Source organism: Cryobacterium sp. CAN_C2 (assembly GCF_015751745.1).
In the GTDB taxonomy this organism is placed as follows: domain Bacteria; phylum Actinomycetota; class Actinomycetes; order Actinomycetales; family Microbacteriaceae; genus Cryobacterium.
Genome location: NZ_JADOUX010000002.1, coordinates 310,319 through 332,291, shown reverse-complemented (window position 1 = coordinate 332,291; position 21,973 = coordinate 310,319). Strand labels below are relative to the sequence as shown.

At 65.6% G+C, this 21,973-nt stretch carries 20 protein-coding genes; 13 read left to right on the top strand and 7 right to left on the bottom strand.

Annotated features, from left to right (window positions below):
* Together IWX77_RS03140 and IWX77_RS03135 are read right to left on the bottom strand one after the other, a co-directional pair.
* Positions 1-1,255: DUF222 domain-containing protein (locus IWX77_RS03140; protein ID WP_196843029.1), on the bottom strand; the 1,255-nt coding region annotated here is incomplete at its 3' end.
* Positions 1,256-1,668: 413 nt separating this feature from the next.
* The gene (locus IWX77_RS03135; protein ID WP_196843028.1) at positions 1,669-2,520 is read right to left on the bottom strand and encodes an SDR family oxidoreductase; all 852 of its coding nucleotides are present in this window, start codon (positions 2,518-2,520) and stop codon (positions 1,669-1,671) included.
* Positions 2,521-2,583: 63 nt separating this feature from the next.
* Between IWX77_RS03135 and IWX77_RS03130 the strand changes: the two genes are divergently transcribed.
* Positions 2,584-3,732, top strand: a complete 1,149-nt coding sequence (locus tag IWX77_RS03130) for a cation:proton antiporter (RefSeq protein ID WP_196843027.1) — start codon at positions 2,584-2,586, stop codon at positions 3,730-3,732.
* 3 nt (positions 3,733-3,735) lie between these two features.
* Here IWX77_RS03130 and IWX77_RS03125 read toward each other — a convergent pair whose 3' ends face one another.
* Positions 3,736-4,143: a DUF3592 domain-containing protein gene (locus IWX77_RS03125; RefSeq protein ID WP_196843026.1), complete on the bottom strand. Its 408-nt coding sequence runs from the start codon at positions 4,141-4,143 to the stop codon at positions 3,736-3,738.
* Between the two features lie 88 nt (positions 4,144-4,231).
* Between IWX77_RS03125 and IWX77_RS03120 the strand changes: the two genes are divergently transcribed.
* The 8 genes from IWX77_RS03120 (at position 4,232) to IWX77_RS03085 (ending at position 13,276) form a co-directional block, all read left to right on the top strand.
* The gene (locus IWX77_RS03120; protein ID WP_297413433.1) at positions 4,232-4,981 is read left to right on the top strand and encodes an LLM class flavin-dependent oxidoreductase; all 750 of its coding nucleotides are present in this window, start codon (positions 4,232-4,234) and stop codon (positions 4,979-4,981) included.
* A gap of 54 nt (positions 4,982-5,035) precedes the next feature.
* Entirely contained in the window at positions 5,036-5,926 is an 891-nt protein-coding gene (locus IWX77_RS03115) for an amidohydrolase family protein (RefSeq protein WP_196843025.1), read from the top strand.
* Positions 5,927-6,102: 176 nt separating this feature from the next.
* Complete coding sequence (locus tag IWX77_RS03110; protein WP_196843024.1) at positions 6,103-7,512, top strand: DUF6421 family protein; 1,410 nt, start codon at positions 6,103-6,105, stop codon at positions 7,510-7,512.
* Positions 7,512-8,225 carry an SDR family NAD(P)-dependent oxidoreductase gene (locus IWX77_RS03105; protein ID WP_196843023.1) on the top strand — a complete coding sequence of 238 codons (714 nt, stop codon included), beginning with the start codon at positions 7,512-7,514 and terminating at the stop codon, positions 8,223-8,225. Before IWX77_RS03110 ends, IWX77_RS03105 begins: the two co-directional genes overlap by 1 nt.
* A 254-nt stretch (positions 8,226-8,479) precedes the next feature.
* Positions 8,480-9,364 carry an ABC transporter ATP-binding protein gene (locus IWX77_RS03100; protein WP_196843022.1) on the top strand — a complete coding sequence of 295 codons (885 nt, stop codon included), beginning with the start codon at positions 8,480-8,482 and terminating at the stop codon, positions 9,362-9,364.
* Positions 9,361-10,473, top strand: a complete 1,113-nt coding sequence (locus IWX77_RS03095; RefSeq protein WP_196843021.1) for an ABC transporter permease — start codon at positions 9,361-9,363, stop codon at positions 10,471-10,473. Before IWX77_RS03100 ends, IWX77_RS03095 begins: the two co-directional genes overlap by 4 nt.
* Before the next feature lie 56 nt (positions 10,474-10,529).
* Positions 10,530-11,594: a threonine aldolase family protein gene (locus IWX77_RS03090; protein ID WP_297413426.1), complete on the top strand. Its 1,065-nt coding sequence runs from the start codon at positions 10,530-10,532 to the stop codon at positions 11,592-11,594.
* Positions 11,591-13,276: a long-chain-fatty-acid--CoA ligase gene (locus IWX77_RS03085; protein WP_196843019.1), complete on the top strand. Its 1,686-nt coding sequence runs from the start codon at positions 11,591-11,593 to the stop codon at positions 13,274-13,276. Before IWX77_RS03090 ends, IWX77_RS03085 begins: the two co-directional genes overlap by 4 nt.
* Here the strand turns inward: IWX77_RS03085 and IWX77_RS03080 are convergent, their stop codons facing one another.
* Complete coding sequence (locus IWX77_RS03080) at positions 13,277-13,984, bottom strand: hypothetical protein (protein ID WP_196843018.1); 708 nt, start codon at positions 13,982-13,984, stop codon at positions 13,277-13,279. It lies immediately after the preceding gene.
* A 157-nt stretch (positions 13,985-14,141) separates the two neighbouring features.
* On the opposite strand from IWX77_RS03080, the gene IWX77_RS03075 reads away from it, so the two are divergent.
* On the top strand, positions 14,142-14,777 hold the full coding sequence (locus tag IWX77_RS03075) for a nitroreductase family protein (RefSeq protein ID WP_196843017.1): 636 nt from the start codon (positions 14,142-14,144) through the stop codon (positions 14,775-14,777).
* Positions 14,778-14,798: 21 nt separating this feature from the next.
* On the opposite strand, the gene IWX77_RS03070 is transcribed toward IWX77_RS03075, so the two are convergent.
* The 3 genes from IWX77_RS03070 to IWX77_RS03060 form a co-directional block, all read right to left on the bottom strand.
* Positions 14,799-15,143 (bottom strand): hypothetical protein, encoded by a 345-nt coding sequence (locus IWX77_RS03070; protein ID WP_196843016.1) that lies wholly within the window; start codon positions 15,141-15,143, stop codon positions 14,799-14,801.
* 175 nt (positions 15,144-15,318) lie between these two features.
* Positions 15,319-16,368 carry a zinc-dependent alcohol dehydrogenase family protein gene (locus IWX77_RS03065; RefSeq protein ID WP_196843015.1) on the bottom strand — a complete coding sequence of 350 codons (1,050 nt, stop codon included), beginning with the start codon at positions 16,366-16,368 and terminating at the stop codon, positions 15,319-15,321.
* A 61-nt stretch (positions 16,369-16,429) separates the two neighbouring features.
* The gene (locus IWX77_RS03060; RefSeq protein WP_196843014.1) at positions 16,430-18,610 is read right to left on the bottom strand and encodes an ATP-dependent Clp protease ATP-binding subunit; all 2,181 of its coding nucleotides are present in this window, start codon (positions 18,608-18,610) and stop codon (positions 16,430-16,432) included.
* 278 nt (positions 18,611-18,888) lie between these two features.
* Between IWX77_RS03060 and hisC the strand changes: the two genes are divergently transcribed.
* The 3 genes from hisC to IWX77_RS03045 all read left to right on the top strand — a co-directional run bounded on the left by hisC (position 18,889) and on the right by IWX77_RS03045 (position 21,972).
* A complete protein-coding gene (gene hisC, locus IWX77_RS03055) occupies positions 18,889-19,956 on the top strand; it encodes a histidinol-phosphate transaminase (protein ID WP_196843013.1) in 1,068 nt (355 codons plus the stop codon).
* A gap of 93 nt (positions 19,957-20,049) precedes the next feature.
* Complete coding sequence (locus IWX77_RS03050) at positions 20,050-21,045, top strand: ABC transporter substrate-binding protein (protein WP_196843012.1); 996 nt, start codon at positions 20,050-20,052, stop codon at positions 21,043-21,045.
* Positions 21,046-21,072: 27 nt separating this feature from the next.
* A complete protein-coding gene (locus IWX77_RS03045) occupies positions 21,073-21,972 on the top strand; it encodes an ABC transporter permease (RefSeq protein ID WP_196843011.1) in 900 nt (299 codons plus the stop codon).
* The last annotated feature ends 1 nt before the right edge of the window (position 21,973 follow it).

Genomic DNA, 21,973 nt, shown 5'->3' with positions numbered 1-21,973 from the left:
GCCTGCGGGCGGTGTGCGGATCGATCGGCCCGTACCCTTCCAATTCGGCCGGCTCGTCGCTTCGACCGAGCAGGGTCAGCACCGGAACGGTCACGTTCACGGTCGCGCCGACACCCGCGCCGAGACCGGTCTCGGTGACGCCGCAAGCGAGCAGGTCAACGGCGACATCCGCCCGCAACTGGGCGAGGGTGCGCGACTCGCCGGGGCCCTGCAGGCTGCGGGCGGTGTCGGTGACGCGGTGGTAGATGGCGAGGAGGTCCTCGCCGGCGGCGCGCATCCACAGCGTGGCCATACCGTCGTTGTCGGGGTAGAGCATGACCGTGCGGTCGGCCAGGCACCGGGCGCGGCGGGTGGTGATGCTGTCGGGGTGGAAGCGTTCGCGGATCTTACGGGCCTTGTCATCGAACTGGGCAGTCGTGAGCTTCTTCGCGTGTAGCAGCAGCACCGCTTCAAGGTCGGTGTGGACGGATGTCGGCACGGAGTCGAGCTGGTCGAGTAGCCTCCGCACATGGCGGAGGGAGATCTGCCCGCGACGGAGGGCGTCGAGGGTGAGCGGGCGGGATTCAACCAGCGCCCGGCTCTGCTGGATCAGGCCGGATGCGGTGCCGGAGGGGATACGCAGCGCGCACGCCATCTCGGCGATGAGCCCCTGCTGGGCGGCGAAGGTGGCATCCCAATCGTGCTCCCGGCCAGGACCGGCCAGGGGACGACCGGTCTCGGCGATACTCGACGTGTAGTTCCAGGCGTCGGCGAGAACCTCCGCCTTGCTCGCTTGCGCCCACGCGATGACCCTCTCGAGATACACCACACGATCAACAAACTGCGCCTGACGGCGCTGCAGCAAATTCCCGTCACCGGCCCAGTCGGCGGCAAGGCCAGCGGCAAGGCCAGCGGCAAGGCCAGCGGCAAGGCCAGCGGCAAGGCCAGCGGCAAGGCCAGCGGCAAGGCCAGCGGCCACGTCGTCCGCCGCGTCGTCGGCCGCGTCGTCAGGAAGGTCATCGGCGAACCCAGGACCCGCCTCTTCGCGGTCGGTGAGCCCCGAATACTGCGCGGCATCAGCCGCGAACTCAGCCGCAAACTCAGCCGCGAGATCAGCGGCGAGATCAGCCGCGTCGTGGTGCCTCCAGTCGGTTTCACACTGGGCCCAAAATGTTTCGAACTCGAGGCGTTCCGCGACCGACACTGGCGAGCATCCGTACGCCGCAACGAACGGATCGACGAAGCCCGGCTCGGGGGTGTCGCCGCTCTGGCTCATGGTTTCATTCTACCAAAACCATGAGCCAGAGTCGAGGGATTCTCAGGTAAATTGCTCTTTTTGGGTGCAGGTGTGTTCGGTAGATGGCCCTGGGAGTGGCGCGACCCGCGGCTCCCGAGCAGGCGCTCGTCGGCGTCATGGCCGATCGCGGCGACCGACACCGACGACGAGCACGACGAGGCTCTGCACGACACCGGCCAGCACGACCCAGCCGAAGCCGATCATGGTCCCCAGTCGACGGTGAGCGCATCTCGATTTCCGAGGACTTTGAGCAGCGTATCCGGTGCGTGGTGGTGGTGCGTGGTCGCGATGGTGTCCGCGTTTGTTTCCGCTCGCGTCTACGCTGACGCGGGCGCAGATGGTGCACTGGCGGTGCTTGCCTGTCTTGAGTCCATCACCCTCACGGGCGGCAATCACTCGCGAGTCATCTGCCCGCGACCGACCCACCGATCCATCGACCGGTACACGCCGAAGACCCGACCGGCGACGGCGTCCCACGCCGACAGGGGTAGCACGCCGCGCAGCACCTTGGACAGGTTCACCGTCCAGGGCAGCAGCAGCTGCGGCGTGCCGGCGAGCATCGCCCGCCAGACCCGGTCAACCACGTATTCCGGGGTCATCAGTGGGGTGAACAACGGCCCCCGGGCTCCCTCGAACATGCCGGTGTCGATGTAGCTCGGGCACACCGTCGTCACCTTGACGTAACCGTGCCCCTGCTGCACGAGTTCGAGCCGCAGCGAATCGCTCCAGCCGATCAGGGCCGCTTTCGAGGCGGCGTAGACGCTCATTCGCGGGTTACTGAGGGTGCCGGCGGCCGACGCGATGTTCACGATGCGTGACTCGCGGTATGCGCTCGCAATCATCGCAGGCAGAAACTCTCGGGTGATGTACATCGGCGCGAGCGCGTTGATCTGCATGGTCGGGCGGGTGTCGGCGCCGTTGTCGTGCTCCCAGAAATACTTGCCACGAATGATTCCGGCATTGTTGATGACAACATCGGGGTCACCGATCTCGGTGCGCACCCGCTGGGCGGTCTGCGCGATCGCGCCGAGATCGGCAATATCAACGACGTAGGGGGCGACCTGCGTGCGCCCGTTGGAGCGTTCATTAAGATTGGCGCTGGTCGCGGCGAGCGCGGCGCTATCCCGATCCCAAAGAATCACGGCTTTCGCCCCCTCTGCGACGCATCGCTCGGCATACAGCCGGCCCATACCCATGGCGGCTCCGGTAATCAATACGCGGGCTCCCGCGACGCTTCGACTCATACCCCCATCATTGCAACATGCGCGCCCCAACGGGTACACGCACGGCGGTCTACGCTCACAACCATGACCTTCCAGACTCTCGCTGTCATCTCGGTGGTGGCGATGCTTGGCCCGCTTCTGGCGACGCCGCCGCGCTGGAACATTCCCGTCGTGATCGGCCAGCTCGTGGCTGGCATTCTAGTCGGCCGGGCCGGCCTGGGCCTGGTTGACTCGACCGATCCCACGCTGACACTGCTAGCGGATGTCGGCTTCGCGTTGATGATGTTCGTGGCCGGCACGCACGTGCCCATGCGCAGCACCGCCATACGGGCGGCCCTGGCGACCGGCCTGTCCCGGGCAGCCGTTGTCGTGATCTCGGCGGCCGGGCTCGGCATCGCCATCGCCCTGTTCTTTGGCACCCAGCACGCCCCGCTCTACATCGTGCTGCTCGCCTCGTCATCGGCCGCGCTCGTGCTGCCGATCCTCGGCTCGTTGCGGTTGCGCGGGCGCGGCGCGCTCGAGCTGACCGCGCAGGTGGCCATCGCCGACATTGCCGCCATTGTCGCGTTGCCGCTCGCGATTGACCCGCCGAATGCCGGGCGGGCCGCGCTCGGTGCCGGCCTGATCGCCCTGCTCGCCGTGGCGCTGTATTTCGTGCTGAACCACCTCGAGCAGAGTGGCGCAAGGTCTCGGCTGCACCGGCTCTCGGAGCGGCGCAAGTTCGCCCTCGAACTGCGCCTTCAGCTGGCGATTCTGTTTGCCCTGTCGGCGGTCGCCGAGTTCGCCCACGTCTCGGTCATGCTCGCCGGATTCTCCTTCGGGCTGGCCGTCGCCGCGGTCGGGGAGCCGCGCCGCCTCGCTCGGCAGCTCTTCGCCCTCGCCGACGGATTTCTGGGGCCGTTGTTCTTCGTCTGGCTCGGCGCCTCGCTGAGTATCGCCGAGCTGTGGGCCAACCCGCAGATGATTCTGCTGGGCTTAGTGCTCGGAGCGGCAACCCTGCTGACGCACGCCACCACGCGGGTCCTCGGCCTGCCGATCTCGCTCGGCCTGCTCTCGGCCGCCCAGCTCGGCATTCCCATCGCGGCCGCGACCATCGGCACCCAACTCGGATTACTGTTGCCCGGCGAGGCGGCCGCGCTCATTCTGGGGGCACTGGTCACGATCGCGGTGACGGCGCTTGCGAGCGGGCGCGTGGCCGCGCAGGAGACATTCGGGCCGCAGTCCGCGAGTTGAACGCTAGAGGAACATCAGCGCAATGCCGATGATGCCGGCCACGACACCCAGGCCGAGCAGCACGAGTCCGGTCAGGCGCAGCCCCTTGCCGTCGAGGTCGGGGTCGTGGGTCCGGCAGCGATCGGGCGTCCGCCGGCGAAACCACAGCACGACGTCGCTGCCGGGGGCGAGCTGATGGGTCTCCTGCGTGGCCGCCGGGCATTCATGAACGTCGCCGAGGTCGTCGAACCAGCGGATGACCGTGCCGGTTGCGGAGGCCGCGATCACGGCATCCGTTTTCACCCAGTGGCCACTGATGCCACGCACGGCCAGGCCGATGACAAAGAGGATGCCGCCGATGATCAAGCCGACAAGCGTGAGAATCTCGCTGAGGATGCCGACGAAGGAGTGCAGATCCACGGTGCCCCTCATGCTCTGTCTCGGCGGCCCGGCGAGTGCGGCCCTCTAGCTCGATCGTATCGTCCGGCTCCGGTTGAGGCTTCCCCCGTAGGCTGATCGCATGAGATTTGGACTATTCGTTCCCCAAGGATGGCGTCACGATCTAGTCGGTATTGACCCCGCCGAGCAGTGGGCCGCGATGAGCGGTCTCGCCGCCCACGCGGATGCCGGCCGTTGGGAGTCGATCTGGGTTTACGACCACTTTCACACCGTGCCGGTACCGAGCGAGCCGGCCACCCACGAGGCGTGGTCGCTGATTTCATCCTTCGCAGCCACCACGACCCGGGTGCGCCTTGGCCAGATGTGCACCTGCATGAGCTACCGCAACCCGGGCTACCTGGCCAAGGTCGCCACAACGGCCGACATCATCTCGGGCGGGCGCATCGAGATGGGCATCGGCGCCGGCTGGTACGAACACGAGTGGCGGGCCTATGGCCACGGGTTTCCCCGAGCGGGCGAGCGCCTCGCCCGCCTCGACGAGGACGTTCAAATCATGAAGCAGGCCTGGCGCGCGGGCACCGCCACCCTCGACGGGATGCATTATCAAATGCACGCATGGTGCCATTTTTCGGCCGCTCCCGTTGCAGCAGGGCGGCATCCCGATCTGGATCGCCGGGGGCGGCGAGAAATTCATGGCCGACTATCGCAGCGGCAGCGCCCAAGGGGTGGGCACCCCGAACAAGTCGTCGAACGCCTGACCGCGATGAAGAAGCGCGGCCTCGGCTATTCGATCCACTACTTTCCCGAGGCGGCCTACGACCGTTCCGGCATCGAGCTGTTCGAGCGCGAAGTTATTCCTGCCCTGAGCTAGCTGTCGCCGGATGGTCGAGCAAAGAAGATTGACGCTGGCAAATTACGGGGAACGATGCATACAGACAACGACGTGCCGGCCTGGTGGCGCGGCCTCGGCCTGCCCGGACTGGTAGACCTGCACACCCATTTCTTACCCGAGCGGATGCTGCGGCGCGTGTGGGCGCACTTCGACGAGATCGAGGCGTTGATCGGTCGGGAGTGGCCGATACAGTATCGCGACGACGAGAATGTGCGGCTGGCGACTATTCGTCGCCTCGGTGTGCGCCGCTTCACCGCGTTGTCCTATGCGCATCGCCCGGGGATGGCGGCATCCCTGACCGATTTCTCGCTCAATCTGGCCGCGGAGCACGCCGATTGCGTGCCGAGCGCCACGTTCTACCCGGAAGAGGGCGTGCTCGACCACGTGCAGTCCGCCCTCGACCGTGGCGCTCGGGTGTTCAAAGTTCACGCGCAGATCGGGGCGTTCGACCTCCGCGAACCCCTACTCGACCCGGTCTGGGGGCTGCTGGCCGACGCCGCGATCCCGGTGGTGATCCATGTCGGTAGCGGGCCGGTCGCACGGCCGGGAATCACCGGACCGGACAATCTTGCGGGAGTATTGGCAAGGCATCCGCTCCTGATGGCCGTCGTCGCTCACCTCGGCGCCCCGGAGTACGGCGAGTTTCTTGATCTCGCCGAGCGCTACCCCTGGGTGCATCTCGACACCACAATGGTGTTCACCGACTTTTTCGAGCAGCTTGCGCCGTTCGACCCCTCTCTGCTGCCACGGCTGGCCGATCTGCCCGACCGGGTGGTGTTGGGCAGCGACTTTCCCAACATCCCGTACCCGTACGCGCACCAGCTGGAGTCGCTCGAACGGCTGCGTGACAGGGAGCCGCGGCTTGACGACGACTGGCTGCGCGCGGTGTGCTGGTACAACGGTCTGCGCCTGATCGGCGAGTAGGGCATCTACCGTGAATCCGCGACCAAACGGCGATTCTCAGCGCTTAAACCCGGTTGGAGCCCTTATTCGTTGCGACAAATCGCAAGAAAACGCCGCGCACTGCCCGATATTCTGAAGGAACGCTTCGGCGTGCACGCCCGCCGCAACCGCGGCACTCACGAGAACGGGAGGTTCCCATGTCGATATCTGTTGAAAAAACACACGTAGCTAACGCTCTGGTCGGAGAGCCCGAGGTTCTCGAAGACGGCGGCACGACCCTCGCTCAGCATGCGTCCTGGCTGAGACTGAAGGCCGCGGCGACCACGCTGCAGGCCCTCCAGTCGCAAGACGGGTCGATTGCTGACGCCCAGCGGCACACGGAGGCCGCGGCATCCGTTTCGCTCATCACCACAGCGATCGTCGAGCTCACGCCGCAGTTCACGCACGATGCCGCGTATCTGGCGGCCGTGGTCCTGGACTTCGACCGCTGGGTGTCCGATGGATTCAGCGTGCCGGACTTCTACGATTCCCTGATGGCCTTTCAGCCGCAGCAACTCCGTGTGAACGGGCTGCGGCACCTGGTGGTGTTCCCGATGTACACCCAGAACGGCAGCGCCAATCGACTGGTCGAAGCCGTGCTGATCGAGGTCATCTGGCCGGAATTCATCGGCGAACTCGAAGCCGGCTATACGAACAAACTGTTCGTGCCGATTCGTTTTCTCGACTTCACCCCCGGCTACGACACCAACTCGGCCGTCTTGTTTCCCGAAACGGTCGCGATGCGCGAGATTCCGACGTTTACATGGGGGGCGATCTTCGCCGACCGCGAAGCCGCCCGTTTTCGTCGGGTGGTGCGCGCGGCCGCCCAGATCACCCGGCTTGAGCTGCCCAACGACGCGGCCCAGCTGCTCGACGACCAGCACCTGACCGAAGAGACCTTCGTGATGTGGGATCTCATTCACGACCGCACGCACATGCGAGGGGATCTGCCGTTCGATCCGTTCATGATCAAGCAGCGCATGCCGTACTTCCTCTATTCGCTCGAGGAGTTGCGCTGCGACCTGACCGCTTTTCGCGAGTCGGTCACGATCGAGCGCAGCGAACTGGCGAGCCCCGAGGCCCGCCGCCACGCCAAACTGGTGCAGTACACGGTCATCTTCGACCGTATCTTTCGGTTCGCGATAACCGGCAACCGGGTGCGCAACTATGACGGCCTCGGCGGTCAGCTGCTGTTCGCCTGGATGCACCAGCACAAAGTGCTGCACTGGACCGACACCCGGCTCACTTTTGATTGGGAAGCCGTGCCCGAGGTTGTCATTGCACTCGGAGCACAGATCGACGAGCTCTACTGGGCGTCGATCGACCGGCCCAAGAAGGCACACTGGCTCGCGGCCTACGAGATGATTGCGAAGACCCTCACGCCGAACCCGGCGTCGAGCTGGGCGCGTGGGCTGCCACTCGAGGTGCTCGCCGGAGCGCCCAAGGGCTACACAGACCAGGTTCTCGACGATGAGTTTCCGTTGTCGATGTTCTTCGAAGCGCTCGAGAAAAAGATGCGAGCGGTCATCGACTCGACGGCCGGCATCACCGGCAGCGCGGTCGACTAATGAGCGTCAGTCCGGCCGTCGCCGGCCGCACCGTGCTGATAGCCGGGGCGACCAGCACGGCCGGTCTGGCCGTCGCCTCATCGCTATCGGATGCCGGTGCGCGCGTCATCGCCGTCGGCTCCAACCTCGCCCGCCTCCAGTCGGTGCTCCAGGTCGCACCCGAAGCGGCGGTCTTCGAGTGCGACCTCGCCGACTTCGACGCGGTAACTGCTCTTGCGGCACAGGTATCGGCGTTGCACGGCCCCATTGACGGGCTGATTCATCTGGTGGGTGGATGGCGCGGCGGCGGCGGTCTCGCCGGCCAGACCGACGAGGACTGGGATTTTTTGCACGCGCACGTGATCTCCACGCTGCGCAACACGACCCGGGCATTCAACGCCGACCTGCTGGCCTCGTCGGCTGGGCGACTCGCAATCGTCTCGAGCGTCTCGGTCGACAACCCCACTGCGGGCGGTGCGAATTACGCCGCGGCGAAGTCCGCGGCCGAGACCTGGGTGCGCGCGATCGGGCACGGGTTTGCGAAAGCCGCCGTACCGGCCGCCGCAGTGATCTTCGTTGTGCGATCGCTCGCAGGGCTTGAAGGCGAGCTGGCTGGGCGTGTGGTGGGGCTGTGGACCGAGGCCGAGGCATCCGCTCATGACGCCCGAGTCGTGCTCGAGCCCGGTCCGGCAGATAATGCGGCCGGAGGCACGCCATCGCGTCGCACGCAGTAGTTGCTGGGGCCCGGCTGACAGGCCCGGCCACCACCACCGGTGAGGTCGGAGCAGGACAGGTATTGACCGGTGATGCGGGAACAAACCGGGACGCGGGAAGCACGTACACGTACCAGTGGAATCGTCTTGATGAGCCCAACACGACGGCTATCTCGATGGATGATCTCGTCGGCGCTGGAACGTCGGCGCTGGAACGTCGGCACAGCTGCCGTCGATCGCGCTAGCGTGAGACTACCGGCGACGAAGGGGCGGCAATGCTCGATATCAGGGGCGTCAACAAGCGCTACGGCATGAGGGAGGTGCTCACCGACGTGAGCTTCACCGTCGCCGACGGCCGCATGACCGGCTTCGTCGGCGCGAATGGCGCCGGCAAGACCACGACGATGCGCATCATTCTCGGTGTGCTCTCTCCCGATTCCGGCACCGTGCTCATCGACGGAGTGCCGGTAACCGCGAGCGACCGCCGCCGGTTCGGCTATATGCCCGAAGAGCGCGGCCTCTACCCAAAGATGAAGGTCGCCGAGCAGCTTGTGTACCTGGCCCGCCTGCATGGGCTGTCGCCGGCATCCGCTCGCCGCAACACCGCCGATCTGCTTGAGCGCCTCGGTCTCGGCGAGCGCGCCCGCGACACCGTCGAGTCCCTCTCGCTCGGCAATCAGCAGCGCGCCCAGATCGCCGCCGCACTCGTGCACGACCCCGAATTTCTCGTGCTCGACGAGCCGTTCTCCGGCCTCGACCCGCTCGCGGTGGAGGTTGTGATGAGCGTGCTCGCCGGCTTCGCGGCGCAGGGCGCACCCGTGCTGTTCTCCTCGCACCAGCTCGACATCGTCGAACGGCTCTGCGACGACCTCGTCATCATCGCCGACGGCGAGATCCGCGCGAACGGCTCCCGCGACGCCCTGCGCGAGCAGCACGGTAGCCCGCGCTTTGAGATTCGCACCGCCGGCGACACCGGCTGGATCCGCACGGTGCCCGGCATCACCGTCATAGACTTCGACGGCGACTTCGCTGTGTTCGAAGCTGAAACGGATACCGCCAGCCAGGACGTTCTGCACCGTGCGGTCGCGCTCGGCGCGGTACACACCTTCAGCCAGCAGAGGCCCACCCTCGCGACCATCTTCAAGGAGGTCACCTCGTGACCAACGCCACCCGCCCGGTGCACACCGCGCCCACCTTCGCCCAGGGCGTCTGGCTGATCTCCAACCGCGAGATTTCGGCACGACTGCGCAGTAGATCCTTTCTCATCGCCACCGGAATTCTGCTGCTCCTGTCCATGGCATCGGTCATCGTCGGCAGCATCGTCAGCCAGAACCCGAGCCTGACCAAGGTCGCGGTGGTGGGCACCGCCCTCGGCGTTGTCGAACAAACCGAAGCCTTCGACATCGTGGAGGCCGACACTGTCGCCGACGCCGAAGCGCTCGTGCGCGCCGGCACGGTCGATGCGGCCGTTGTGCCGTCGACGAATGCCGATTCCCGGCTCGGCATCACGGTGATCGCCCTGGATTCAGCGCCGCGCGAGGTGCTCGGCACGCTCAGTGTGAGCCCAGACCTGAAGATTCTCGACCCAGCCCAACAAGACGGCTTTCTCGCCTACCTCGTTGCCATCGGGTTCGGCATCATCTTTCTCATGTCGGCGACGACCTTCGGCGCGACGATCGCCCAGAGCGTGGTCGAAGAGAAGCAGACCCGCATCGTCGAGATTCTCATGTCGACCATCTCGGTGCGGGCTCTGCTCGCCGGCAAGGTGCTCGGCAACAGCCTGATGGCGTTCGGGCAGATCGTGTCCATCGGCCTGCTCGTGTCCATCGGCCTGGCGGTGACCGGTCAACGGGTGCTGCTGGCCGAAGTCGGCCCGGCCATCGTCTGGTTTGCCGTGTTCTTCGCCTTCGGATTTGTACTGCTCGCCGCACTCTACGCGGCCACGGCGTCGATGGTGTCCCGGCAGGAAGACGTGGGCTCGGCGACCTCGCCGGTGCTGTTCCTCGTGATGATCCCCTACTTTATGGTCGTCTTCTTCAACGACAACCCGTTCGTGCTGGCGATTATGTCGTACGTTCCGTTCTCGGCCCCGGTCGGCATGCCGGTGCGCATCTTCCTCGGCCAGGCCGAATGGTGGGAGCCCGTGCTTTCCCTGGTCGTGCTGGCCCTGTCGACAATGGTGGTGATTGTGATCGGGTCGCGCATCTACTCCAACGCGCTGCTGCGCATGGGCGCCCGCGTCTCGCTGCGCGAGGCCCTGCACCGCTGAGAGTTGCTCCTGCGCACGTCGGGCAGATGACCAGCCGAATGCGGGAGGATAGAGGCGTGACCCAACTCCATGATCTGACTTCTCGCGGTTTCGCCTCCGACAACTACTCCGGAATCCATCCGGAAATTCTGGAGGCCATGGCTGAGGCCAATGGCGCCCACCAGATCGCCTACGGCGAAGACGCCTACACGGCCCGCCTGCAGGAAGTCTTCGTCGAACAGTTCGGTGACGGCGTCGAAGCGTTCCCGGTGTTCAACGGTACCGGCGCCAACGTCACCGGCCTGCAGTCGATGCTGCCACGCTGGGGCGCCGTGATTTGCTCGGCCACCGCGCACATTCACAACGACGAGGGCGGCGCCCCCGAACACGTCGGCGGTTTCAAGCTGCTTCCGATAGCCACCCCCGACGGCAAACTCACCCCCGAACTCATCGACCAGGAGGCCTGGGGCTGGGGCGATGAGCACCGCGCCCAGCCGCTCGTCGTGGCCATCACGCAGACCACCGAGCTCGGCACCGCGTACACGGTCGACGAGGTGCGCGCCATCGCCGATCACGCCCACTCCAAGGGCATGACGCTGCACATGGACGGTGCCCGCATCAGCAACGCGGCCGCGAGCCTCGGGGTGCCGCTACGCGCGTTCACCCGGGATGCCGGCGTCGACGTGCTCAGCTTCGGCGGCACCAAGAACGGCATGATGCTCGGTGAGTGCATCGTGGTACTCAACCCGGCCGCATCCACTGGTTTGAAGTTTCTGCGCAAGTCGAACATGCAGCTCTCCAGCAAGATGCGTTTCGTTTCGGCGCAGCTCATCGCGCTGCTCGACGGCGACCTCTGGCTGCGGAACGCGACCCATTCCAACGCGATGGCCATCCGACTGCGCGGTGCGCTCGAGGGCGAACTCGCTCAAGGCACCATCAGGGGGCTGGCCTTCAGCCAGGCCACGCAGGCCAACGCCATTTTCGCCATCCTCCCCCCCGGCGTCGCCGACCGGTTGCGGGAGTCTTTTCGGTTCTACGATTGGGACGCCTCAAAGAACGAGGTGCGCTGGATGTGCGGCTTCGACACCACCGAAGACGACATCGATCAGTTCGTCGCCGCAATCACCCGAGAGTTGTCATGACCTTGAGGGATCAGCCGTGGCTGGCCTCCTACGCCCCCGGCGTTCCCGGCACGATCGCCGAAACCACCCAAACCCTCACCGACATGATGGAAACCTCGGCTGAGCAGTTTGCGCCGGCAATCGCCCTCGACTTCTTCGGCTCCACAACCACCTACGAGCAGCTCGGCGAGCAGATCTCCCGGGCCGCGAACGGACTGCGCAAGCTCGGCGTGAGCCCGGGCGACCGAGTGGCCCTCGTGCTGCCCAACTGCCCGCAGCACGTCGTCGCGTTCTATGCGGTGCTGCGCCTCGGCGCCATCGTGGTCGAGCACAACCCGCTCTACACGCCGCGGGAACTGCGCCACCAGTTCGAAGACCACGGCGCTCGTGTCGCGATCGTCTGGGACAAGGCCTACGAGGCCGTGCGTGCTTTTCCAAAAGACATGGGGGTGGCGGATGTCGTCACCGTTGACCTCACACGCGCGATGCCGCTCTCGAAACGGCTGGCCCTCAAGCTGCCGATCAAGAAGGCCCAGGAGGCTCGTGCAGCCCTGACCGGCGGGCCGGGAAAGGGTGCGATCACCTGGGAGTCGATCGTGGGAGCCCGGAAGCTGCACCCGTCACACCAACGCCCGCTACTGACCGACACCGCCGTGCTGCAATACACGAGCGGCACGACCGGCACCCCGAAGGGCGCGATTCTCAGCCACTACAACCTGCGCGCCAACGCTGCACAGGGCTCCGCCTGGGTTGCAGGCCTCCGACCAGGTGATGAAACGGTGTACGGCGTACTGCCCATGTTTCATGCCTACGGCCTCACCCTCTGCCTCACTTTCTCGATGAGCATCGGCGCCCGACTCGTGCTGTTTCCCAAGTTCGACGAGAAGCTCGTGCTCGATGCAACCAGGCACGCGCCACCCACCTTTCTGCCGGCGGTGCCGCCAATCTACGACCGCCTGGTCATGGCCGCGGCGAAGAAGAAGGTGAGCCTCGCGGGCATCCGCTTTGCCATCTCTGGCGCCATGAACTTGCCGGTGTTGATTGTGGAACGCTGGGAGAATGCCACCGGCGGACTGCTGGTCGAGGGCTATGGCATGACCGAGGCCTCACCGATCGTGGCCGGTAATCCGATCGGCCCGAGCCGTCGCCCCGGAACGGTCGGTGTGCCGTTTCCGAGCACCGACATTCGCGTGGTCGACCCGGAAGACCCGACGATCGAGCGCGGCTTCGAGGAGGAGGGCGAGCTGCTCGTAGCCGGCCCGCAGATCTTCTCGGGCTATTGGGACCGACCGACCGAGAGCGCCGCGGCGCTGCTACCCGGCGGATGGCTGCGCACCGGCGACATCGTGCGGGTCTCGGCCGATGGTTTCATCACCGTCGTCGACCGCATGAAAGAGCTCATCATCACCGGCGGTTTCAACGTGTCGCCCTCCGAGGTCGAAGAGGCGCTGCTCTCCCACCCCGACATTTCCGATGCGGCCGTAGTCGGGGTACCGAGCGCAAACGGTGGCGAAGACGTGGTCGCCGTCGTGGTACTCACCCCCGGCGCGGAACTAGACGTGAACGCGGTGCGCGAGTACTGCCGCACCCGATTGTCCGCCTACAAGGTGCCACGGCGCATCGTCGAGGTTGACGACCTGCCGCGCTCGTTGCTCGGCAAGGTGCTGCGCCGCGAAGTGCGCAATCGCCTCCAGGGCAAGTAGCTATCCGTGGTCGGGGCAGTAGCTGCTTAATTGCCTCTGATACCCCTCATCGGGAAAGCTAAAACCGCCGACGTTCGGGGCGTCGGTCGTAGGCTCGGGCGTCGGCTGGTCGTGCTCGCTGAGCGCTCCGCACAGCAGCATGGTCGCATTCAGTCCGTTCCCGCTCGTGGTGAGCAGCCCCGAACCCATCTCGCTCCCATTGCACGACACATCGAAGGCGACCTGAATCTGGTCGGTCTGAAAGCCCACGATCGTCGTTCCAACCAGCGGGACCGACGGTTTCGCCGCATCAAAATCAACGTGCGGATGGCCGAGATCGGTCATATCCGTCTGCCCCGTGTCCTCAAACTCCGACAGCAGAAAATTGATCCAGTCAGGAGCGAAATAGTCGCGCGACCGCAACTCGTCGCTCGTGAGGCTCGACGTATAAAGAAGTTCGGTATCGACCTTCGTCTCGGAGCCGTCCGCAGAAACCGTGATCTCCCGGTGGCCGAGTGCCGCGGGCTGAGCCTCCTGCATGCGCTGCCAGACCAGGTGCGCATCCGCGGTGCTGCAGGCTGCGGGCTCGGGAGACGCAACAGCGCCGGTGGGCGTCACCTCGTTGGGAAAGAACGCGCTGCATCCGCTCAGTGACAGCGCAAGCACGGCACCGACAGCGCTCAGCCGAGCGTGGAGCTGACGATGAATAACCGGCGTGCGAGCAACCATGCTGTGTTCCCCCGTTGTATGTCACCCTAGCGGTTGCCCACACCCAGCCGCCAAGATCGGCACGTTTGGCGGAATAGCCCAGCGCCGAATACGTTGAAGCAGATGGGTCAGAGTTGCCCCGCCTATCCGCTCGGCCACTTCTTCCAAAGGACCCGCCATGACTGACGCCCCGCTGACTGCAACTGCGCTGACTGCAACTACGCTGACTGCAACTATTCCGGCCGACCGCCACGCCAACACCCTGTCCCCCCTGCTGCCGAGCCTGGCCGCGCGCTGGAGCCCCCGCGCCTACGACCCGACCGCCGTCATCGACGAGGCGACCCTCACGACGGTGCTCGAAGCGGCTCGTTGGGCCCCCTCGGCGAGTAACATGCAGCCGTCGCGCTTCATCGTTGCCCGCCGCGGATCGGCGAGCTTCGCCACGATCAACGACGCGCTGATGGGGTTCAACAGGGCGTGGGCCGACACGGCATCCGTTTTGATTGTCAGCGTTGCGAAGCTCTCGATCGATGAAACGCGCGAAAACCCGTGGGCGCGCTACGACCTCGGCCAGGCCGTTGCCCACCTCACGATTCAAGCCCAGCACGACGGTCTGCACACTCACCAGATGGGTGGCTTCGACGGGCCGGCGATCGCGGCAGCGTTCAACCTCACCGAGGACCAAGCCGTCGTGACCGTCACCGCACTCGGCGTGCTCGGCAAGCTCGACGACCTCACCCCGGAGCTGCGCGAGCGCGAAGTTGCCCCGCGCACTCGCAAGCCCCTCACGGAGCTGCTGCTCGTCAACGACTGAGCGCAAGATAACAGCGTACGACTATCGAACAGCGAGTGGCCCACGGAGCAACAGGGTCGGAACCAACGAACCGACAATGATCACCGCCGTGAGCCAGGCGAGGTGCACCGAGAGCGGAAACGGCCAGTACATGGTCACGCCCACGCCGGCAAGGGTGACGACGAGGGCCGCGAGGGCCGGCCACCATACGCGCCGCCACGCCACCAACAGGGCGGCGGCGGGTACCCAGTACGCGATTTCGCTTCCAACGCCCATCAGGCGAACCATGTTCGCCGGTGCCTGCAGAAACGGCACTGCGTCGATCCAGGGTCCGAAGAACATTGCCGCGCAGTGAAACACGAGCGCAAGCCCGCTTGCAAACGCCACCGAGGCCCACACCCACCCCACGCGAACCGAACGTAGGCGAAGCAGAGGGCGCCCCACCACGAGCCTAAGAATTGCGACGGCACCGGTGAAAAACAGCAGCCCTCCCCAGAGGAACGGTTGATTCACGACTGTCCTTCCACAGCGGCCGGCCGGTCTTGGTCAATCCGTCCGGGTATTACGGGCGCAGAAGCACCTTGATGGCGCGGCGTTCATCCATCGCGGCGTAGGCCTCGGCGACTTCGCCGAGAGGCAGCTGCAGGTCGAACACCCTTCCCGGGTTGATCTGACCAGAGAGCACCTCGGGCAAAAGCTCCTCCACATAGCTGCGAACGGATGCGACGCCCCCGTTCACGCCGACGTTCGTTCCGAACAGGGTGCGAATCGGCAGTTCGGCGCCGCCGTTGGGCACGCCGACGTAGCCGACCATTCCCCCGGGGCGAGCCGAGCGGATGGCCTGATCCATGGATTCCTGGGTACCGACGCACTCCAGTACGAAATCGGCGCCCACACCGTCGAACAGGGCCTTGACGGCGGCGACGCCCTCGTCACCGCGCTCCTTGATGACATCGGTCGCACCGAATTCGCGGGCCACGGCCTGGCGGTCGGCGTGGCGTGACATGGCAACTATGCGGCTCGCACCGAGGCGCTTGCTCGCCAGAATGGCGCACAGCCCGACGGCTCCATCACCGACAACGACAACGGTGCTGCCCGGCGTCACCCCGGCCGAGACGGCCGCGTGATGTCCCGTGCCCATAACGTCGGCGAGGGTCAGCAGGCTCGGTACGAGGTCGTCATTTGGAACGGTCGGTGTGACAACGAGTGAACCGTCGGCGTGGGGAACGCGCACGCGCTCCCCCTGCGCGCCATCGGCGAATCCTCCGAGCTGGTCCTTCGCTCCCCACCAGCCGCCGTTGAGGCAGGAGGTGCTCACGCCGTTCTGGCAGTTGACGCAGGTTCCGTCACAGTCGTAGAACGGCGCGATGACGAAGTCGCCGACCGTGAGGGTCGACACGTCCGGACCGATGGCTTCGACGATGCCGACGAATTCGTGGCCGATCCGTTGCGGTTCATTGGTCGGTGTGACGCCGCGGTAGGGCCACAGGTCCGACCCGCAGACGCAGGCCGCGACCACGCGAACGATGGCGTCGCCCCCGGTCGAGAGTACGGGTTCGGGAACTTCTTCGAGGCGAACATCCCGTTCACCATAAATCACAGTTGCGAGCATTGTTTGAGCCTAACCGGACGAACCTGAGACCCACCTCCGTGTTCGCCCCACCCGGTAACGGCTACAGCAGCTCGTCTTTCAGCGAGGCCGTCAGCAGCGCCGGAGCGGAGGTGACGGTGAGAGAATTCCCGCCGACGGCCAGCGCGACGAGCACCGTGTCGCCGTCGCGAATGCTCCCGGCGAGCAGCGCCCGCGCGAGGCGGTCGTCGATCTCGCGCTGCATCAGGCGCCGTAGCGGACGTGCGCCGTAGATCGGGTCGTAACCGCGCTCGGCCAGCCACAGGCGGGCATCCGGTGTCACCGCAAGCTCCAGCCGGCGCTCGGCGAGACGCTTCTGCAACCGGTCGACGTCGAGCTCAACGATCTCACCCAGCTCCTCCGTCGTGAGCGAGGAGAACACCACGATGTCGTCGAGCCGGTTGACGAACTCGGGCTTGAAGGCCTGCCGCACGAGTGCCTGAACGGCCTCCTCCTTCTGCTCCACCGACAGGGTGGAATCGACCAGAAACTGCGAACCGAGGTTCGAGGTGAGCACGAGAATGGTGTTGCGAAAGTCCACCGTACGGCCCTGGCCGTCGGTAAGGCGGCCGTCGTCGAGCACCTGCAACAGCACGTCGAACACCTCAGGATGCGCCTTCTCCACCTCGTCGAACAGAATCACCGAGTAGGGGCGACGTCGCACGGCCTCGGTCAGCTGGCCGCCCTGCTCGTAGCCGACATAGCCCGGAGGCGCTCCGACCAGGCGGGACACCGAGAACTTCTCGCCGTACTCGCTCATATCGATGCGCACCATGGCTTTTTCATCGTCGAACAGAAACTCGGCGAGGGCCTTGGCCAGTTCGGTCTTGCCCACTCCGGTCGGGCCGAGAAACAGAAACGATCCGGTCGGCCGGTCGGGGTCAGAGATGCCGGCCCGGCTGCGTCGCACGGCGTCGGCGACCGAACGCACGGCCCGCTTCTGGCCGATCAGACGGTGGCCGAGCTCGTTTTCGAGGTTCAGCAGTTTTTCGGTCTCGCCCTGCAGCAGTCGACCCACCGGAATTCCCGTCCAGGCGGCGACCACGGCGGCAATGTCCTCGCTCGTGACCTGATCGTTGACCATGCGCGGGCCGACGGATTCTTCCTTCTCGGCGTCGGCGAGCGCCCGTTCCATCACCGGAATGTCCCCATAGAGCAGCCGTGAAGCTTTTTCGAGGTTGCCCTCGCGCTGGGCCCGGTCGGATTCGATCCGGGCGGCGTCGAGACGCTCGCGCAGCTCGCCGACCCGGTTGAGCGAGGCCCGCTCAGCGTCCCAGCGCGCCTGCAGCTCCTTCAGGTTGGCCTGCCGCTCATCGAGATCACTGCGCAGTTTCACCAGCCGCGCCTTCGACGCATCGTCCTTTTCCTTCTTCAACGCGAGTTCTTCGAGCTTCAGCCGGTCGACGCTGCGCCGCAGCTCGTCGATCTCGACCGGGGAGGAATCAATCTCCATGCGCAGCCGACTCGCGGCCTCGTCGATGAGGTCGATGGCCTTGTCGGGCAGCTGACGGGCGGTGATATAACGATTCGAGAGGGATGCCGCGGCCACGAGGGCAGAATCGGCGATCGTAACCTTGTGGTGGGCTTCGTAACGTTCTTTGAGCCCGCGCAGAATGGCAACGGTGTCCTCCACCGACGGTTCGTCGACAAGCACCGGCTGAAAGCGACGCTCGAGCGCCGCATCCTTTTCAATGAATTCGCGATACTCGTTGAGGGTTGTGGCACCGATCAGGCGCAGTTCACCGCGCGCGAGCATGGGCTTGAGCATGTTGCTGGCAGCGACGGAGCCTTCACCGCCGCCGGCACCCATCAGAGTGTGCAGTTCGTCAACAAAGGTGATGATCTGACCCTCGGCGTCGTTGATCTCCTTGAGCACGGCCTTGAGCCGCTCCTCGAACTCGCCGCGATACTTGGCGCCGGCCACGAGGGCCGCCAGATCGAGGGAGACCAGCTGCTTGCCCTTGAGGGAGTCGGCCACGTCGCCGGCCACGATGCGTTGGGCCAGGCCCTCCACCACCGCGGTCTTGCCCACGCCGGGTTCACCGATCAGCACCGGGTTGTTCTTGGTGCGCCGGGTGAGCACCTGGCTGATGCGGCGAATCTCGCCATCCCGCCCGATCACCGGGTCGAGCTTGCCGCTGCGGGCGATATCGGTGAGGTTCACCCCATACAGTTCGAGGGCCGTCTTGGCGTCTTGCTGCGGTGGTTGCTGACCGGCTTGCATCGCTGTCTCCTCCAAAGTTGAGCCTTACCGACTCAAGTTTAGTACCAGGTCGCGCAGCGCGCCAGCGGATAACTCCCGGCCACCAAATAGTCGAGAACCGAGCAACTTGTTCAACGAAGCTCGCCCAGCACCGGTCACATGATGCAGTTTGTGTCGTGCATACTGATCGAATTGTCAAACTTCTGCGCGATCACTACGCTCTGAATCAACCCGTCATCGCCGACGCTTTACTCGCCGAGCATGTCTGGAACAGGGTTCACGAGTGAGGTTGAGAAGTTATGGTGCACCAACGCGAAACCATCAGCAGGCTGCCCGCCTACAAGCAGGGCGCCGCTGCCGGCGATTCGCCAGCGTTCAAGCTGTCGTCCAACGAGAACCCGTTCGCGCCGCTTGCCTCGGTCACCGACGCCATCGCATCCGCTCTCGGTGAGATTCACCGGTACCCGAGCATGGCCGTGGCCGAGGTCGCCGACCGCATTGCGGCCCGGTTCGATGTCGCCGCCGAGAACGTGGCCTTCGGCGCCGGCTCGGTCGAGGTACTGTCGCAGCTCATCCACGCGAGCGCCGGGGCCGGCGACGAGGTCATCTTCGCCTGGCGCTCGTTCGAGGCCTACCCGATTCTGGTGCAGGTCGCGGGTGCAACACCCGTGCCGATCGCCCTCACCGGCGATGAGCGCCACGACCTCGACGCCATGGCCGACGCGATCACCGCCCAGACCCGGCTCATTGTGGTCTGCAACCCCAACAACCCGACCGGCGCTTTCGTCACCGCCGATGAACTGCACGCCTTCATGGCGCGGGTGCCCGAAGACGTGCTCGTCATCGTTGACGAGGCCTACCTGCACTTCAACCGCGACGCCGCCTCGGCCGTCGGCATCGACTTCTTTCGCCGTTACCCCAACGTGGCCGTGCTGCACACCTTCTCCAAGGCCTACGGCCTGGCTGGCCTACGCATCGGCTACGCCATCGCGCCCACCGCCGTCGCCGCCAACCTGCGCCGAGTCGCCCTGCCGTTCGGCGTGACCGCGCTCGCCCAGCGCGCCGCCCTCGCCTCACTCGACGCCGAAGCCGAGCTCGCCGTGCGCATCGACGACATCGTGGCCGAACGCACCCGCGTGCTGAGCGTCCTGCGGGAGAGCGGATGGCGCGTCACCGACTCGCAGGCAAACTTCGTCTGGCTGCGCACCGGCGACGACACCGACCGCGTGAATGCCGTCTTCATTGATGAAGGCATCCTCGGCCGCGCTTTTCCCGGCGAAGGACTGCGCGTGACGATCGGAACGACCCAGCAGAACGACCGCTTTCTGGTCGCCGCGGCAGCCGCACTCGCGCCCGCCACCGTCTGACACCCCATACCGTTCGGCCGCATGAGAACACTCGTTCCCGCGCGCGCCGCATCAGAACGTTCCCCAGCAGAGTTCAAAGGAGAATTCCCCAGCATGAAGCACACCACGTCTTTGTCAGCCCTCGCCCTGGTTACCGCGAGCACCTTCGCGCTGAGTGGATGCGCGGCCAGTGAGCCGACAGCGTCCGCTTCAGACGACATGATCACGATCGGCATCAGCCAGATCGTGCAGCACCAGGCGCTCGACGACGCCCGTGAGGGCTTCAAGAAGGCTTTTGTCGACGGCGGCTACGTGGAGGGCACCGACATCACCTTCGACGAGCAGAACGCACAGGGCGAGCAGGCCACCGCGAGCACCATCGCGGCCAAGTTCGCCGCCGACAAGGTCGACCTCGTGCTCGCCATCGCCACGCCCACGGCGCAGGCCGCCGCGCAGACGATCATTGACATTCCGCTGCTGTTCACCGCGGTGACCGAGCCGGAGGAAGCCGGACTGGTGGAGAGTTGGGAGAAGCCGGGCAGCAACGTCACCGGCACCAGCGACCTCAACCCGGTGAAGGAGCAGCTCGAACTGATCCAGGAGATTCTGCCGGACGCCAAGTCGGTCGGCGTCATCTACAGCTCGGGCGAAGTCAACTCCGACGTGCAGGTGGACCTGGCCAAGGAGGCAGCCAAGACCCTCGGCCTCACCATCAAGGAAGCCACCGTCACCAACTCGAGCGAGGTCGCCCAGGCCACCGAGTCGCTCGGCAACGTCGACGCCATCTATATCCCCACCGACAACCGCGTCACCGAGGGCCTCGAAGCCGTTATTCAGTACTCCGAGGCCAACCGGATTCCGCTGTTCGGCGCCGAAAACGGCCAGGTCGAGCGCGGTGCCATCGCCACCTACGGCATCAACTACACCGACCTCGGCTACCAGACCGGCCAGATGGCCATTCGCATCCTCAAAGACGGCGAGAAGCCGGCCGACATGCCGGTCGAGACCCTCGACACGATCGAGTTCATACTCAACCCGGCCGCCGCCAAGCGCATGGGCGTGACCCTCTCCGACGAGCTCATTGCCAAGGCCGACCGGCTCATCGACTAGAGCCGATACGAGCGAAGGAATAACCAGATGAATGCGGCTCTCGAACTCGGCCTGCTCTACGGAATCATGGCGTTGGGTGTCTACCTGACGTTTCGAATCCTCAACTTTCCCGACCTCACCGTCGACGGAAGCTTCACGACCGGGGCCGCAGTGGCCGCGTCGCTTATCATCAACGGAGTGCCAGCTCCCCTCGCCACCCTCGCCGGGGCGGCGTCGGGGGCGGTGGCCGGCTTGGTGACCGGTGTGCTCTACACCAAGGGCCGTATCGACGGCCTGCTCGCCGGTATCCTCACCATGATCGCCCTGTGGTCGATCAACCTGCGCATCATGGGCAAATCCAACCTGCCACTGTTGAGGGAGGACACCCTGATGACGCCGCTGCGTGACGCCGGCCTGCTCGGCGGGGCCTGGAGCATCCTGATCTTCGCTGGCGCCGCTCTCGTCATCAAGTTCGCCATCGACTGGTTCCTCAGCACGGACCTCGGCCTGTCGATTCAGGCGACCGGCAACAACGAGCAGATGATCCGCAGCCTCGGTGTCAATACACACCGCACAACGATTCTCACTCTCGCCATCTCGAACGGGCTCGTCGCCCTGTGCGGCGCGCTCATCGCGCAGTACCAGGGCTTCGCCGACGTCAGCATGGGCATCGGCCTCATTCTGGTCGGCCTCGCCTCGGTCATCGTCGGCCAGGCCGTTTTCGGGCGTCGCAACATCTTTCTCGCCTCGCTCGCCGTCATCGGCGGCGCCGTCATCTACCGCCTGGTGATCTTCTTCGCCCTCGGCGCCGGCCTCAACCCGAACGACATGAAGCTCATCTCGGCACTGCTCGTCGTGGCCGCACTGCTGCTGCCGCGCTGGGGCTTTCTCAAACGCATCCCCTCCCTGCGCCAGATGCGTTCCGCTGCCGCCGTGACAGCCAACTAGG